At 71.6% G+C, this 14,505-nt stretch carries 13 protein-coding genes and 1 tRNA gene; 10 read left to right on the forward strand and 4 right to left on the reverse strand.

Features of this window, described 5'->3' with window-relative positions:
- The first annotated feature begins 116 nt into the window (after positions 1–116).
- Positions 117–1,007, forward strand: a complete 891-nt coding sequence (locus ACH4VO_RS13070; RefSeq protein WP_360994286.1) for a bifunctional DNA primase/polymerase — start codon at positions 117–119, stop codon at positions 1,005–1,007.
- A gap of 376 nt (positions 1,008–1,383) precedes the next feature.
- On the opposite strand, the gene ACH4VO_RS13075 is transcribed toward ACH4VO_RS13070, so the two are convergent.
- A tRNA-Ser gene (locus ACH4VO_RS13075) sits at positions 1,384–1,470 on the reverse strand.
- Between the two features lie 57 nt (positions 1,471–1,527).
- Positions 1,528–3,045 carry a trypsin-like peptidase domain-containing protein gene (locus tag ACH4VO_RS13080; RefSeq protein ID WP_360994289.1) on the reverse strand — a complete coding sequence of 506 codons (1,518 nt, stop codon included), beginning with the start codon at positions 3,043–3,045 and terminating at the stop codon, positions 1,528–1,530.
- A gap of 197 nt (positions 3,046–3,242) precedes the next feature.
- Between ACH4VO_RS13080 and ACH4VO_RS13085 the strand changes: the two genes are divergently transcribed.
- From ACH4VO_RS13085 to ACH4VO_RS13095, 3 genes are all read left to right on the forward strand, one after another.
- Positions 3,243–4,070: a glycerophosphodiester phosphodiesterase gene (locus ACH4VO_RS13085; RefSeq protein ID WP_360994292.1), complete on the forward strand. Its 828-nt coding sequence runs from the start codon at positions 3,243–3,245 to the stop codon at positions 4,068–4,070.
- Positions 4,071–4,210: 140 nt separating this feature from the next.
- The gene (locus ACH4VO_RS13090) at positions 4,211–4,828 is read left to right on the forward strand and encodes an ATP-binding protein (protein ID WP_360994295.1); all 618 of its coding nucleotides are present in this window, start codon (positions 4,211–4,213) and stop codon (positions 4,826–4,828) included.
- Positions 4,829–5,148: 320 nt separating this feature from the next.
- Positions 5,149–6,114 carry a DUF5926 family protein gene (locus tag ACH4VO_RS13095; RefSeq protein WP_360994298.1) on the forward strand — a complete coding sequence of 322 codons (966 nt, stop codon included), beginning with the start codon at positions 5,149–5,151 and terminating at the stop codon, positions 6,112–6,114.
- 423 nt (positions 6,115–6,537) lie between these two features.
- Here ACH4VO_RS13095 and ACH4VO_RS13100 read toward each other — a convergent pair whose 3' ends face one another.
- Positions 6,538–7,215 carry a bifunctional DNA primase/polymerase gene (locus tag ACH4VO_RS13100; protein ID WP_360994301.1) on the reverse strand — a complete coding sequence of 226 codons (678 nt, stop codon included), beginning with the start codon at positions 7,213–7,215 and terminating at the stop codon, positions 6,538–6,540.
- 643 nt (positions 7,216–7,858) lie between these two features.
- Here ACH4VO_RS13100 and ACH4VO_RS13105 point away from each other — a divergent pair.
- Positions 7,859–9,229: a PP2C family protein-serine/threonine phosphatase gene (locus ACH4VO_RS13105; RefSeq protein ID WP_360994304.1), complete on the forward strand. Its 1,371-nt coding sequence runs from the start codon at positions 7,859–7,861 to the stop codon at positions 9,227–9,229.
- Positions 9,230–9,328: 99 nt separating this feature from the next.
- Entirely contained in the window at positions 9,329–10,804 is a 1,476-nt protein-coding gene (locus ACH4VO_RS13110) for an aminopeptidase P family protein (protein WP_360994307.1), read from the forward strand.
- Positions 10,805–10,843: 39 nt separating this feature from the next.
- On the opposite strand, the gene ACH4VO_RS13115 is transcribed toward ACH4VO_RS13110, so the two are convergent.
- Complete coding sequence (locus tag ACH4VO_RS13115; protein WP_360994310.1) at positions 10,844–11,434, reverse strand: ATP-binding protein; 591 nt, start codon at positions 11,432–11,434, stop codon at positions 10,844–10,846.
- A 256-nt stretch (positions 11,435–11,690) separates the two neighbouring features.
- On the opposite strand from ACH4VO_RS13115, the gene ACH4VO_RS13120 reads away from it, so the two are divergent.
- The 4 genes from ACH4VO_RS13120 (at position 11,691) to ACH4VO_RS13135 (ending at position 14,500) form a co-directional block, all read left to right on the forward strand.
- Complete coding sequence (locus ACH4VO_RS13120) at positions 11,691–12,521, forward strand: hypothetical protein (protein WP_360994313.1); 831 nt, start codon at positions 11,691–11,693, stop codon at positions 12,519–12,521.
- A gap of 101 nt (positions 12,522–12,622) precedes the next feature.
- Positions 12,623–13,357 (forward strand): YcnI family protein, encoded by a 735-nt coding sequence (locus tag ACH4VO_RS13125; RefSeq protein ID WP_360994316.1) that lies wholly within the window; start codon positions 12,623–12,625, stop codon positions 13,355–13,357.
- A 46-nt stretch (positions 13,358–13,403) separates the two neighbouring features.
- On the forward strand, positions 13,404–14,057 hold the full coding sequence (locus tag ACH4VO_RS13130) for an SCO family protein (RefSeq protein ID WP_360994319.1): 654 nt from the start codon (positions 13,404–13,406) through the stop codon (positions 14,055–14,057).
- A complete protein-coding gene (locus tag ACH4VO_RS13135) occupies positions 14,054–14,500 on the forward strand; it encodes a copper chaperone PCu(A)C (protein ID WP_360994322.1) in 447 nt (148 codons plus the stop codon). Before ACH4VO_RS13130 ends, ACH4VO_RS13135 begins: the two co-directional genes overlap by 4 nt.
- The last annotated feature ends 5 nt before the right edge of the window (positions 14,501–14,505 follow it).

Genomic DNA, 14,505 nt, shown 5'->3' on the forward strand with positions numbered 1-14,505 from the left:
CCCGCAGGCGGGAGGAATCACCGCCGAACCCGCCGTGCTCCCGCAAGCCGCGCGCACGCTCCTGAGCGCCCCGACGCCCCCTTCCCTTCTTCGAACGCACGTACGAAACTAGCACCATGGCCACCACCGATCGGCAGACCGCCACCCTGGCCCTGGCCCATGCACTCTCCGCCGCCGAGCACGGGCTCCCCGTCTTCCCGCTGTCCGCCACCAAACTGCCCGCCCTGCGCTCCCCCCATCGCGGCGAGCACCCTCCCGTCCGCTGCCGGGGCGCCTGCGGGCTGCCCGGCCACGGAGTCCACGACGCCACCACCGAGCCGGCCGCCGTGCGGGCCCTGTTCGCCGCAGCGCCCAGGGCGACCGGCTACGGGATCGCCTGCGGACGGCCGCCCCACCGCCTGATCGGCATCGACCTCGACATCGGCCCCGCCTACGGCACCGACTCCGCCACCGCGCTCCAGCAGCTGGCCTTCCAGCACCTGTTCACCCTCCCGGACACCGTCACGGTGCTCACACCCAGCGGCGGCCGGCACCTCTGGCTCACGGGCCCCTCCGGCGTCTCCGTACCCAACTCGGCCGGCCGGCTAGCCCCCGGCATCGACGTCCGCGGGGCCGGGGGATATCTGGTCGGGCCCGGTTCGGTCACCATCCACGGCAGGTACCGGCTCGCCCCAGGGACAGCCCACCTCTCCCCGGCTTCCTGCCCCCGCGCCCTCCTGCGCCTGCTCACGCCCCCGGCCCGCCCGCGCCGACCGGCGGCGCAGAGCCGACCCTCCGCCGTACGGCAGGGTCAGGGCCTGGTGCAGTTCGTGCTCGCCGCCCATGAGGGCCAGCGCAACACCCGCCTGTTCTGGGCGGCCTGCCGCGCGTACGAACACGGCTTCGGCGACGCCCTCGCGGACGCCCTCACCGACGCGGCGGTCCGTACGGGCCTGTCCGCACACGAGGCCCGAGCCGCGATAGCCTCGGCCGCCCGCCTGACCGTACGGCCCCCGGACCACCCCTGACCCCGTGCTGATCGCCAACCTCGGTGTCACGCAGGCACGTTGTCACGACCGCGCCTGGGCCGCCGTCCACCCAGGCGCGACGCAGGTAGCGCCACGGCCATGAGTGCCGCCACAGCGGCCATGCTCACCGCAGTCGCCGGAGTCCTCGGTACGCTGTTCGTACCTCTGGTCGCCCGTTGGCTGACGAAGCGTCAACGCGCCGAAAAGCCCTGGCCGACGAGAAGCGCAGTGTCCGGGAGACGGGTGTCCCGGGGGGCGGGACGTGCCCCTGACGTGCCCGCTCAGCGGAGGGACGGCGTCAGAACCGTGGTTCCCGACGACTGCGCGAAAGGGAACGGCCCCCGACCGATTCGCCTGGTCAGGAGCCGTTCACCTGCGGTGGGTGTGGGATTTGAACCCACGGTCACATCGCTGCGACGACGGTTTTCAAGACCGTTCCCTTAGGCCGCTCGGGCAACCCACCCCGCGTCGTCGGCCCCGGCAGCGGGGTCCGGCTCGACGCGAGGGACAGCCTAGCCGGTCAGCTGTCGCCCTTGCGCTCGCCCAGGGTGAGTTCTGCCGTCGCCGTCCTGCCGTCGCGCTTGTAGGTGAGGGTGACCTTGTCGCCCGGCTTGTGGGTCCAGATCTCGCCGATCAGGGTCGGTCCGCTCTCGACCACCGTGTCGTTGAACTTGGTGATCACGTCGCCTGCCTTCAGCCCCGCCTTGGCCGCGGGGCCGCCGGGGGTGACGGCCGGGGTGCCGCCCGCGCCCTGGTCGGAGATGACGGCGCCGCCCGTCTTCTCCTCCATCGTCACCGTGGCGCCGATCACGGGATAGACGGGCTGGCCCGTCCTGATCAGCTGCTCGGCGACGTTCTTCGCCTGGTTGACCGGGATGGCGAAGCCGAGGCCGATGGAGCCCGCCTGCGACTGGCCCACACCGCCTCCGCTGGTCGACTGGATGGCCGAGTTGATTCCGATGACCGCGCCGCCCGCGTCCAGCAGCGGGCCGCCGGAGTTGCCCGGGTTGATCGAGGCGTCCGTCTGCAGGGCGCTCATGTACGAGTTCTTGTTGCTGGAACCGTCCCCGGAGGCGACCGGACGGTTCTTCGCGCTGATGATGCCGGTGGTGACCGTGTTGGAGAGGCCGAACGGGGCGCCGATCGCGATGGTGGAATCGCCCACCGCGACCTTGTCCGAGTCACCCAGGGGCAGCGGGGTCAGTCCGTCAGGAGCCTTCTTCAGCTTCAGCACGGCCACGTCGTAGCCCTGTGCCCGGCCGATGACTTCGGCGTCGTACTTCTTGCCGTCCGAGAACGTCGCTGTCAGCTGACCACTGTCCGCCGCGGAGGCCACCACGTGGTTGTTCGTGAGGATGTGGCCTTCCTTGTCGTACACGAAGCCGGTGCCCGTCCCACCCTCGCCGTCACCGGACTGCGCGTCGATGGTGACGACGCTGGGCAGTGCCTGCGCCGCGACGCCCGCGACCGTGCCCGCGGCGCGCTTGAAGTCCTTGGGGCTGTTCGAGGCGGCGACCGTGGTCGAGCCCGCCGAGGAGCCGTTGTCCCTGCTGTCGGCGGCCCAGAAGCCGAGGGCGCCGCCGATGCCGCCCGCCACGAGTGCGGCCACCGCCACGGCGGCGACCAGACCGTTGGCACGGCGCTTACGGGGCGGTTCGTGGGCCGACGGTGCCGGGGCACCCCACTCCGTGGTACCACCGCCGTCCGCGTAGGCCGGGACCGCCGGGGGCGGCGGGGGCCAGCCGGCCGAGCCTGCGGGAGGCTGCGGCGGGGCCGGGGGCTGGTGGGGCGGCTGCTGGTGCCGATCGAAGGGCGACTCGGCTCCGTGCCGGTGTGCCGCGCCCGGAACCTGCGAAGTCGGCGCGTCCCCGTGGGCCGCCGGGGCCGCCGGGGCCGCGGGGACCCCGTCGGCGCCGGACACGGGCGGGGCCCCCGGCGGGGTGCCCTCAGGAGCGGCAGCCGGCACGGGAGGTACGGACGGAACAGACGGTACGGGCCGAACCGTGTTGTCCTCGTTGCCCTCGTTCTCGGTGCTCACAGCTCTTTACTCCTCGGTTCCACTCGGCATTCGGCAAGAGATCCGCTGTGCACGTGTCTGCGGTCAGCTTTTCCCACAGCACGTCAGGCCACTGTAAGCAGGACCTGTGCATCCGCACACCAATCTTTACATCAGACAAAACGGTCCGCCCTGACACGGGGGCGACCTCCCTCGCGTCACGGTGACACCATGTGGCCGTGACTCACGCACGTCTACCCGCCCCGGACCGCCCCATCCAGGTCATCGCGCACCGTGGAGCCTCGGACGACGCCCCCGAGCACACCCTGGCCGCGTACCGGAAGGCGATCGAGGACGGTGCCGACGCCCTGGAGTGCGACGTCCGTCTCACCGCGGACGGTCAGCTCGTCTGCGTGCACGACCGCAGGGTGAACCGCACGTCCAACGGCAGGGGCGCCGTCTCCGCACTGGAACTCGCCGATCTGGCCACCCTCGACTTCGGCTCCTGGAAGGACCGCGAGGAGTCCCCGGACTGGGACCCGGTGCCGGGTGAGCTCACCTCCGTACTCACCCTGGAACGGCTCCTCGACCTGTTCACCGAGGTGCGGGCGGCCGGGCGGCCTCTGCAGCTCGCCATCGAGACCAAACACCCCACCCGCTGGGCCGGACAGGTCGAGGAACGGCTGCTCGACCTGCTCAGGCGCTACGGCCTGGACGAACCGCCGGCCGACGGACCGTCCCCGGTGCGCGTCATGAGCTTCTCCGCACGGTCCCTGTACCGCGTCAGGTCCGCCGCGCCCACCCTGCCCACCGTCTTCCTGCTGCAGTTCGTCTCACCGCGGCTGCGCGACGGACGGCTGCCCGCCGGTGCGCGGATCGCCGGGCCGGGGATGCGGGTCGTACGCAATCACCCCGGTTACATCGAACGCCTGCACCGTGCGGGCCACCGCGTGCACGTCTGGACCGTGAACGAACCGGCGGACGTGGAGCTCTGCGTGCGCCTGGGCGTGGAGGCGATCATCACGAACCGCCCCAAACAGGTTCTTTCGCAACTAGGACGCTTTTAGCATCAGTTACCCGGAGTGCACCGGCGCACTCACTGCGTATCCGATCGTTACGAGTGCATCACCGACAAGGCTTTGGCCGGTTTCCGGCAGAGTCCAGGGGGGCATCCCCATCGTGGCATGGGGCAAAGGAGGTCTCGGGGGTGGCGTTTGTGGTGGCACAGGAAGCGCCCGCGTCGTCGAGCATGGCCGTACCCCATGGTCCCGCGGGTGTGGGACAGGCGCGGCACCGCATGCGGGAGCAGCTGCGCGGCAACGGGGTATCGGACGCAGTGGTCGACGACGCAGTCCTGATCCTTTCCGAACTTCTCAGCAACGCCTGCCGTCACGGCAGGCCGCTGGGCCGGCACACGGAGGTCGGTGACGGCGACATCCGCGCCGCGTGGCGCGTGGACGGAGCGGGCGACCTGACCGTCGAGGTCACGGACGGCGGCGGCCCGACCCGGCCGGTCCCGGCCACACCGTCGGTCACCGCGCGCGGCGGACGCGGGCTCAACATCATCAGTTCCCTCGCCCGGGAATGGGGTGTACGGGACGGCACCTCGGGCGAGGTCACCGTCTGGGCGCTGGTCTCCGGGCACCACGCGAAGAAGGCCCACGGGCCACGCGCCGCAGCCCTCGGCCGTACGGCTTCCGGCCGCGCGGCCCCCGGTCGGCGGGAGGCGGGCAGGCTGCACGGAAAGGGCGGGCACAGCGGGCTCGGCTCCCTGGACGGACTGGACCTCTCCGAGATCCTCGACGCCTTCGACGACGTGGGCTGAGCACAGGGCCGGCGACAGGGGCACGCGGTGGCCAAGCGCGGCGCCTGGGACCGGTGGGCACCGTCCGCGGGACCGGCGACGCCGGGCACGCGGACGGCAGGCGCGGGGCCCGGGACCGCTGGGAACCGCCTGCGGAACGGGCGTACCCGGCGCCCAGGACCGGGGGGTGCGGGGCCTTCGTACGCGGCACGCGACGCCGGTGGGGCGGGGCGGCACGGTGACACCCTCGCGGCCGGGCCTGGAACGGTGTCTTCGGGCGGAGACGGGGACGGCTAGGCTCGCGGCGAGACGCCACTGTCGCAATCGGGAGAACGCCCACCATGGCCAAGAAGCGCCCTCAGTCCAAGGCCGGGAAGCCGCAGCTCAAGGACGGTGAGATTCCGGTCGTCGGGGCCCGCGAAACCTGCCCGTGCGGATCGGGCCGCCGCTACAAGGCCTGTCACGGGCGCGCCGCCGCCCATGCGGTGACCGAGCTGGTCCAGCGCCCGTTCGAGGGACTGGCCGGGGAGTGCGACTGGGTCGCGCTGCGCGAGCTCGTCCCCGCGGCCACGGTCGAACTGACCCTGAAGGGCGGCCTGCCCGAGGGCGTACCTTCGGTGTCGCTCGCGACCGTCCTGCCGATGGCCTGGCCCGCGCTGCGCCGTGACGACGGCTCCGTCCTGCTGGCCCTGCAGAACGACACCTCGTCCGGCGACCTCAGCCGCGACCTCGCGGACACCCTGCAGCGCGCGCTCGAGGCGGAGCCCGGCTCGCCGGTCGCCGCACGCCGAGTAGCCGGCGACGGCCCGCGCCTGCAGGACCTCCTCGACCCCGACGCCGCCTTCGAACCGGTCGTGCACTCGGGATTCGAGTTCTGGGTCCCGGATGCGGAGAACGCATCCACCGAGGTGTCCGCCTCCCTCGAGCGTGCCAACGCGGCGGCCATCCCGACCACGCTGCTCTCCGGTGTGGACGCCGCCTACTGGTGCGAGACCCCGGAGAAGAACCACCTCCGCTGGGTCATGCCGCACCCCGAGGAACAGCTTCTGGACGCCCTCGCCCGGCTGCACGCGGCAGGCACGTCCTCGCTCGGCGAGGGAACCCGTCTCGTCGGTTCGTTCCGGGCGCACGGACTCATGGTCCCGGTCTGGGACCTGCCGAGCGCGATGGGCGCCGAGGAGTGCGAGAAGCCGGCGGCGCAGTTCGCGGAGCGGCTCGCCGGGGCGCTCGCGTCGGACGCCCCGCTCTCGGGCGAGGAGCGTCGGGCACGGGGCGGGCTCACCAACCGCCAGGTGACGCTCAGCTGACAGTGACAAGAGCCGGGGCGGTCCCGTGACTCCTGTCACAACAGCCTGTACTCACCGGTAAATCGCTGCCCTGACAGGCGAGATCGAATTTGCTCAGGGCAGATCTCTTGTTACCGTTCTGGAAGCCCGGTCGCTGGTGCATCCCCCGTCGCCAGCGATCGGGCGTCCTCATTTCCGGGCATGAGCAGCCGGGCACGAGCAGCCGGGCACGGCCAGCTGGACATGAACGGCCGGCATGACCAGCCGAGCCCGGCCGGCTGGGCGCACGCCGGAGCACCGGCGGCTCGACGCCCCCGTCGCCCGGCCCTCCGGCGCTCTCCCTGACCGGCATCACGGATCCCGCCCTGTCCCCCGCGTTCCGTACGCGGGACGGCCCCGCGCGTCCAGCACGCGAGGCGGCCCCCGCAGGCGCCCCGCCGGCGCTCAGAACGCGAGCCGACTACCGCCGTCCGGAGCGCTGTTGCTCGCTTCCACCAGTGCGTCCAGGACCGTTCCCACATCCGGGAGCCACGGCGCCACGGTGTCGGACGACGGCGGTCGCACCCAGCGCACCTGCCCCGTACCGATCTCCGAAGGGGGCAGGACCAGGTAGCCGCCCTCGCCGTGGAACCGCAGCGAGCTGGGCACCCGGTCCTGGGCGTGCAGCAGTTCGCCGAGCCGCTCCAGTGTGTACGGAGCCACCAGCACCGACCACCGGGTGGGGGTGGCCACCACAGGACCGAGCCGCAGTCCCATGCCGTCGAGCGCGGTCAGCGCCCGGACACCCGCCACGGCCGGCAGGCTCAGTGCGCAGGGCGCCCTGCCACCGGTGGCCAGGACGACGGGGGCCGCGGGCCGGCTCGTCCACCACCAGCGCACCATGCGGACATCGGTGGTCGCCGCGAGGAGACCGGGGTCGAGGGGATGCGCGCCGGGTACGGCGCACTCGGGGTCGGGACAGGCACAGCCGCGGCCGCCGTGCACACCGGACGCCCCAAGCCCCGCTCCGGGGAGTACGGGCCATTTCCAGGCGGTGGCACAGGTGAGCGCCGCGTCGAGCTGGGCGGAACTCCGCTTGCGCCGGGGCCGGTGCCTGCGTCGCCTTCCGAGGATCTCGCGCATGAGCGCTCGTTCCTTTCCGTTGAACGCCGAGGTTCACATCACTCCACGCGACCGTCACTTCACGCGTGGGACTGTTCACTGTGCGTACGTGCTCATCGGGTCTGCGGTACGGACGTCAGTCGGTGCCGAGCGTGAGCCGAGCCGAACAGAGTGGAACCGAACTGATGGAGCTGAACCGAGTTGAATTGAGCCGTGCCCGGTCAGGACATCGCGCGGACGGCGTGCGCTTCGCGCGTGCCGCCCCTGGTGCGGACCCCGCCGCTCGCGGGTCGGGGTGCGGTCGTCACGGGTGGGGACGTCCGGGCACACTGTCGGGTTCCGGGGCGTTGGCAACCGCCCCTGGCCATCAACGATTACGTACCCAGCATGACCGGGATGACGCGCTCCCCGGCACTTCACCCCGGGAGCGCCCCTTGTCGGGCACGCCCAGTCGATCGCAAATAGGCGCGCGGGGGTGCATTTTCTGGCCAAGTTACCTGACTTGCGGACCGCCCGAATACCCCGAGGACAATGCTGGACATCCCCTTCCTTGTGCGTGTACATGTGGGTGCGTGTACCTGTGGACGCACTGATAGCGGCGCAGATCGACATGGGGGTTTGCGATGCTACTCACCGAAACGCACCGCTCGGAAAGCCGACTGCCATGAGCGCCCCACACCTGCCAAAAGTGGCTGGAATCGATCCCACGGTTCCTGTTTCAACGCACACTGCCGCTCCGCCGAAGGGCCTACCGCCCGCGCCCGCAGCCTTCCTCCAGGACCGGCTGGCGAGCTGGATCTCCGATCTCACGACGCTGCACGAACTCACCGAGCGGCTGGCCGGTACCAGCACCCTCGACAGCGCCCTGGACGAACTGCTCGGCGCCGGAGCCGCCCTGGTAGGAGCCCGCCGCGGCCTCCTCGTGCTCGAACCGGCGGACGGGGCCGTGCCGTCCCGGACCGTCGGACTCGGCCTCGCCCACGCGGAACTCGGACACATCGAGACGCTCCCCCGCGGCACCACCCCCTACGGCCGGTTCCTCGAAGGCCTTCCGGACACGGACGACCCGCTGGCCACCCCCGACATCCTCGGCGACACGAGCCTCGACCCCCGCTGCCGCGAGGTCGCCGCACGGCTCGGATACGCCGCCAGTTACACCGTCCCCCTGTTCACCGAGGCCACCGGGCGGCTCGGCGCCGCCGTATGGCTCTACGACGAGCCCGCCGAACCCCTGGAACGCCAGTGCCACGTGACCGGGCTGTACACCCGGTACGCCGCGGCACACCTGGCCCGTCTGGTGGAACTCGAGCACGCCAGGGCGGATGCCGCCGTCATCGCCGAGGAACTCCTCCCCAGCAGGCTGCCCCGCCTGCCCGGAGTGCGGCTGGCGGTACGCCACCGGGACTCGCCCCGGGGCGGTGGCGACTGGTACGACGCGCTGCCCCTGCCGGGCAACACCCTCGGCCTGGCCGTCGGCTCCGTCGGCGGATCCGGACCGGCCGCCCTGGCCTCCATGGGCCGGCTCCGCGCCGGTCTGCGGGCCTACGCCGTCATGGAGGGCGAGGACCCCGTCGCCGTACTCTCCGATCTCGAACTCCTGCTGCGGATGACCGAACCGGCGACCGCCGCCACGGCCCTCTACGCGTACTGCGAACCCGACCGGCGCACGGTCCTGCTCGCGGGAGCGGGGCACACCCCACCGCTGGTGACGGGGGACCGGCGGACCGCGTTCGTGGAGACCTCCCTCTCCGCGCCGCTCGGCATGCTCTCCTGCTGGGAGGCGCCGAGCGTCGAGTTCTCCCCCGGCCCGGGAGAAACGGTGCTGCTGTACACCGACGGGCTGCTGCGCCGCACCGCGGACTCCATGGACCGCGCGTTCGCACGGCTGCACGCGGCGGCGGCCGGTGTGCCGCAGGGGTTGCGGCAGGATCCGGGGGCCGTCGCGGACCACGTGCTGCGGACCGTCCTGCCGGACGGCCTCGACCGGGGCGGCGAGGGCGAGGACGTCGTCGTCCTGGCAGCACGCTTCGACTGACGGCCGCTCCCGGCAGGTAAGAGGTCTTCCGGCCCTGTGCCCCCTTCCGTACGCCCGTACGATGGACGGGGCCCAGTGTCGTATAAGGAGAGACAAATCGTGTCTGAGGAGCTCACCCCGGAGACCCCGGAAGCCGCAGAAGCAGAGCCGATCAAGCAGCGGAAGAACGGCCTGTACCCGGGCATTTCCGATGAGCTCGCCGAGAACATGAAGTCCGGCTGGGCCGACACCGAACTGCACGGTCTGGAGCCGATCCCTCAGGCCGCGTACACCGCCGCGCGCCGCGCCGCACTCTCCGCCCGCTTTCCCGGCGAGCGGCTCGTCGTTCCCGCGGGCAACCTGAAGACCCGCTCCAACGACACCGAGTACGCCTTCCGCGCCTCCACCGAGTACGCCTACCTCACCGGCGACCGCACCCAGGACAGCGTCCTGGTGCTCGAGCCGGCCGGATCCGGGGGCCGGGCCGGTCACGAGGCGACGCTCTACCTGCTGCCCCGCTCCGACCGCGAGAACGGCGAGTTCTGGCTCGACGGGCAGGGCGAGCTCTGGGTCGGCCGCCGCAACTCCCTGTCCGAGGCCGGCCAGTTGCTGGGCATCCCGGCGAAGGACGTCCGCGAGCTCCCGGCCGCGCTCGCCGAGGCCACGGGTCCGGTGCGCGTCGTCCGCGGTCACGACGCGGGGATCGAGAGCGCCCTGACCGACAAGGTCACGGCGGAGCGCGACGAGGAACTGCGCGTCTTCCTCTCCGAGGCCCGGCTGGTCAAGGACGCCTTCGAGGTGGCCGAGCTCCAGAAGGCCTGCGACGCCACGGCGCGCGGCTTCGAGGACGTCGTGAAGGTGCTCGACAAGGCCGAGGCGACGAGCGAGCGCTACATCGAGGGCACGTTCTTCCTCCGCGCCCGCGTCGAGGGCAACGACATCGGCTACGGATCGATCTGCGCCGCCGGCCCGCACGCCACCACCCTCCACTGGGTCCGCAACGACGGCGCCGTCCGTCCCGGCGAACTCCTGCTGCTCGACGCGGGCGTGGAGACGGACGAGCTCTACACCGCGGACGTGACCCGCACGCTGCCGATCAACGGCCACTTCAGCCCGCTGCAGCGCAAGATCTACGACGCGGTCTACGAGGCGCAGGAAGCCGGCATCGCGGCCGTCAAGCCCGGCGCCGCCTTCCGCGACTTCCACGACGCCGCACAGCGCGTCCTCGCCGAGAAGCTCGTCGAGTGGGGCCTGCTGGGCGACCTGTCCGTGGAGAAGGTCCTGGAGCTGGGACTCCAGCGCCGCTGGACCCTGCACGGCACCGGCCACATGCTCGGCATGGACGTCCACGACTGCGCGGCCGCCCGCACCGAGTCCTACGTCAACGGCATCCTGGAGCCGGGTGTCTGCCTCACGGTCGAGCCCGGACTGTACTTCCAGGCCGACGACCTGACCGTGCCGGAGGAGTACCGCGGTATCGGTGTCCGGATCGAGGACGACATCCTGGTCACCGAGGACGGCAACCGGAACCTCTCCGACGCGCTGCCGCGCCGGGCCGAGGACGTCGAGGCGTGGATGGCCGGGCTCAAGGGCTGACGCCACCGGCGCTGCCCGGCGCACCCGGGGGCGCGCTGCTCAGGACACCATGAGCAGCGCGCCCTCGCGCCACTTCAGGACCTTGTCGAAGCTGACGACCGCGCCGTGGCCCGGACGGTTCGCGAAGTGGACGTGATCGGCGAGCTCCTCGATCAGGCAGAGCCCCCGGCCGCTCTCGGCCATGGCAGGGGGGTGTTCCACCGGCCGGCCGGCGTACCCATGGAAGGACGGCGGGTGCTCCGCCGTCGGCTGCGGGTCCGGGGTAAGTCCCGCGGACGGATGTGCTGCGGTGCGAAGCGTGCGCCGGGCGGGGAAACCGGGTCCCGAGTCGGCGACTTCGATACGGCACTTCTCGCCGTCCAGATAGGCGGTGACCCGGTACTGCTCGCCACCGTGTCCGGGCTGCCCGTCCTCCCGGGGACCGGCGTCGTCGGTACCTGCGGCCCCGTTGCCGTCCCGGCGGCCGCCGTGTTCCACGGCGTTCGCGCAGGCTTCGCCGAGCGCGACCGACAGGTCGTAGGAGATGTCCGGGTCCACCCCCGCGGTCTCCATGGTGCCGATCAGAAAACGACGGGCGAGCGGAACGCTCGCAGCTTCGCGCCGCAAATGGAGTGACCACCACATGCTCATGCTCCAGCCTCCTGGCTGCGGCTCGACTACGGTTACGTATTGCCGCAGGGGGCGCACCGTAAGCACGAATCGTCCGTGACAGCGCTCATTCGGCGGATGCGAATGTTCCGTATACCGGTGTATGCCCGGTCCGCGTTCTCCCGCCGAGCCTCCGTGAACAGGTACAAGCCTCCACGATCGACCCGATGGGGATGGATACCGACCTTCCGGACCTGCCGTACGGAGACCCTGGGCACAGTGCGATGATGACCCCGCCATGTCTATGCCTGTCGCACGCGCCGGAGCCGGTCTGCGGCTCCTGAGGACCGCGGTGTTCACCGCGGTCTGTGTCGTGCTGGCCGCGGCAGGACACGGGCTGGCCGCAGGCGCGGCCGTACCCGGACGGACCCTGCTCGCCGCGTTCCTCGGAGTCTTCGTCGTCACGGCGGCGCTCGCCGGACGCGAACGGTCCCTCCCCGCGATCGCCGCCGCGCTGGCCACCGGGCAGCTCGCCCTGCACACCGTTTTCGGGCTGGGACGTCACGCACCGCACCCGGCGATGCCGTCCGCGGACGACTCGCTGATCAGGTTCGCCTCCGGGCTGGTGTGCGGCGAGGGGCCTTCGCAGATCAGTGCCGGGCAGGCCCACCGCATCGTCTCGGCCGCGGGCATCGACCCCGCGACCGTGGCGGGGGCGCACACGCACCTCACGACCGCGGTGACGCCGGACACAGCTTCCGCGGCCGACCCCGGCACGCTGGCCGCGCTGCTGTCCGGACTGATGCCGAGCCTGCCCATGTTCCTCGGGCACCTCATCGCAGCCCTCGCCACCGGCTGGCTGCTGCGCCGCGGCGAGATCGCGCTGTTCCGGCTGGTGCGGCTCTCGGTGCACGGCGCCCGGGAGCTCGCGGCCGGGGCCAGGCTCCGGGCACTGCGCGCCGCCATGGCCCTCGTACGCGCCCTGCGTGCCGGCCTTCCCGGGCTGCCCGCCACCGGGCCGCGCCGTCCCCGCAGCGCCGCCGATGTACCGGCGCCCGCCGCCGGGGAACTCCTCCAGCACATGGTGATCAGGCGGGGCCCACCGCCCGTATTCGTACGCGCAGCCTGACGCGGCCCCTCCGCCGGAAACCGGGACGAGGTGGCCGTGATGCCGTCGCGCACCCGCGCGCTGGACCACCTTCCCTCGTGCCCCGTGGAGTGACCCCTGCCATGAACGTTTCACGTATCGCCCTCGCGGGCGGCATCGCCGCTTCCACCGTCCTGCTGCTCTCCGGCCCGGCCTTCGCGCACGTCAGCGTGCAGCCGCAGGGCGAGGCCGCCAAGGGCGGTTACGCCACCGTCAACTTCAAGGTTCCCAACGAGCGTGACGACGCCTCGACGGTGAAGGTCGAGGTGAACTTCCCGTCCGACCACCCGCTGGCCTCCGTCAGCCCGCAGGCGGTGCCCGGCTGGAAGGTCGTCGTCACGAAGAGCAAGCTCGCCGAGCCCATCGATGTACACGGCAAGAAGATCGGCGAGGCCGTCTCCAAGGTCACCTGGACCGCTGACGGCAGCGGCATCCGGCCGGGCTACTTCCAGCAGTTCCCGCTCTCCGTCGGCCAGCTTCCCGAGGACGCCGACCAGTTGGTCTTCAAGACGCTGCAGACCTACAACACCAAGGAAGTCGTCCGATGGATCGAGGAGCCCACCGCCGGCGGTGAGGAGCCCGAGAGCCCCGCGCCCGTCCTGGCGCTGACCGCCGCGGCGGCCGACGCCCACGGCGGTGCCGCGGCCGACAAGGACGGCGAGGACGACCACGCGAAGGAGACGACGGCTTCCACCGAGGAGGCGTCCTCGTCGTCGGCCGACGACACCACCGCCCGGGTCCTGGGCATCGTCGGCATCGCCGTCGGGATCGCGGGGGTCGCCTTCGGCGTCCTCGCGGGCCGTCGCCGCTCCGCCTGACCGCACGACTCCACCACCCGCACCACAGACCAGGAACCAGCTCTCCATGCACAGCAAGAAGAAGGTGCTGGCCGCGGCGTTCGCCGCCGTGGCCGCACTGACCCTGTCCGCCTGCGGCAGCGACACCCCGAAGGACACGTCCGTCGCGGATGTCTCCGGCGGCACGCCGTCGAGGCCGGCGACCGTACTCGACCAGCCCTTCACCAAGCCCGATCTCGTCCTCACCGACACGCACGGCAAGGCGTACGACCTGCGCGAGCGGACCAAGGGCAAGCCGACGCTCATCTACTTCGGCTACACCAACTGCCCCGACGTCTGCCCGCTGACCATGAGCAACATCGCGCTCGCCAAGCGGGCCCTGCCCCAGGCCGACAAGGACAAGCTCCAGGTCGTCTTCGTCACGACCGACCCGGAGCGGGACACCCCTGCGTCCCTGGGCAGCTGGCTCAAGGCCCAGGATCCCGACTTCACCGGCCTCACCGGCGACTTCGCGGCCATCCAGGCGGGCGCCCGGCAGATCGGCATCGGCATCGACGCGCCGAAGAAGGAGAAGGACGGCACGATCGTCTCGATGCACGGGGCCCAGGTCATCGCGTTCTCCCCGAAGACCGACAAGGGGTACGTGCTCTACAGCGAGGACACCACGGCCGAGGACTACACCAAGGACCTCCCCGCGCTCGTCGAGGGGAAGAACCCGTGAACCGCGGTACCGCCCTCGCCGGTGCGGCTGTCCTCACCGCCGGGCTGGCACTCACGGGCTGCTCCTCGGCCGACGGCCCCGAGCTCGAGGTGACCGGCGCCTTCATGCCGCAGCCCGTCAGCGACATGGCTGCCGGGTTCCTCGTCGTGAGGAACAGCGGGGGCGACACCGACCGGCTCACCTCGGTGACCTCCTCCCTCTCGGACAGCGTCACCATCCACGAGACGAAGAACCAGGCGATGCGCATGGTCACCTCGTTCGAGATCCCTGCCGGCGGTGAGCTCGACCTCGAGCGCGGTGGGAACCACATCATGTTCATGGACCTCAAGGAGCGGCCCAAGCAGGGGGAGACGGTCGCCCTGCAGTTGCACTTCGAGAAGGCCGACCCCATCACGGTCGACGTGCCCGTGAAGGAGACCACCTACAACCCGAAGAAGCAGTGAGGTAC

This window comes from Streptomyces sp. NPDC020780, assembly GCF_044334475.1.
Classification (GTDB): domain Bacteria; phylum Actinomycetota; class Actinomycetes; order Streptomycetales; family Streptomycetaceae; genus Streptomyces.

Excerpts from the sequence above, each read along its gene's own strand:
- ACH4VO_RS13105 (WP_360994304.1), top strand. The coding sequence starts at position 7,859 with ATGAGCGCCCCACACCTGCCAAAAGTGGCTGGAATCGATCCCACGGTT.
- ACH4VO_RS13115 (WP_360994310.1), bottom strand. The coding sequence starts at position 11,434 with ATGAGCATGTGGTGGTCACTCCATTTGCGGCGCGAAGCTGCGAGCGTT.
- ACH4VO_RS13095 (WP_360994298.1), top strand. The coding sequence starts at position 5,149 with ATGGCCAAGAAGCGCCCTCAGTCCAAGGCCGGGAAGCCGCAGCTCAAG.
- ACH4VO_RS13120 (WP_360994313.1), top strand. The coding sequence starts at position 11,691 with ATGTCTATGCCTGTCGCACGCGCCGGAGCCGGTCTGCGGCTCCTGAGG.
- ACH4VO_RS13070 (WP_360994286.1), top strand. The coding sequence starts at position 117 with ATGGCCACCACCGATCGGCAGACCGCCACCCTGGCCCTGGCCCATGCA.
- ACH4VO_RS13130 (WP_360994319.1), top strand. The coding sequence starts at position 13,404 with ATGCACAGCAAGAAGAAGGTGCTGGCCGCGGCGTTCGCCGCCGTGGCC.
- ACH4VO_RS13125 (WP_360994316.1), top strand. The coding sequence starts at position 12,623 with ATGAACGTTTCACGTATCGCCCTCGCGGGCGGCATCGCCGCTTCCACC.
- ACH4VO_RS13100 (WP_360994301.1), bottom strand. The coding sequence starts at position 7,215 with ATGCGCGAGATCCTCGGAAGGCGACGCAGGCACCGGCCCCGGCGCAAG.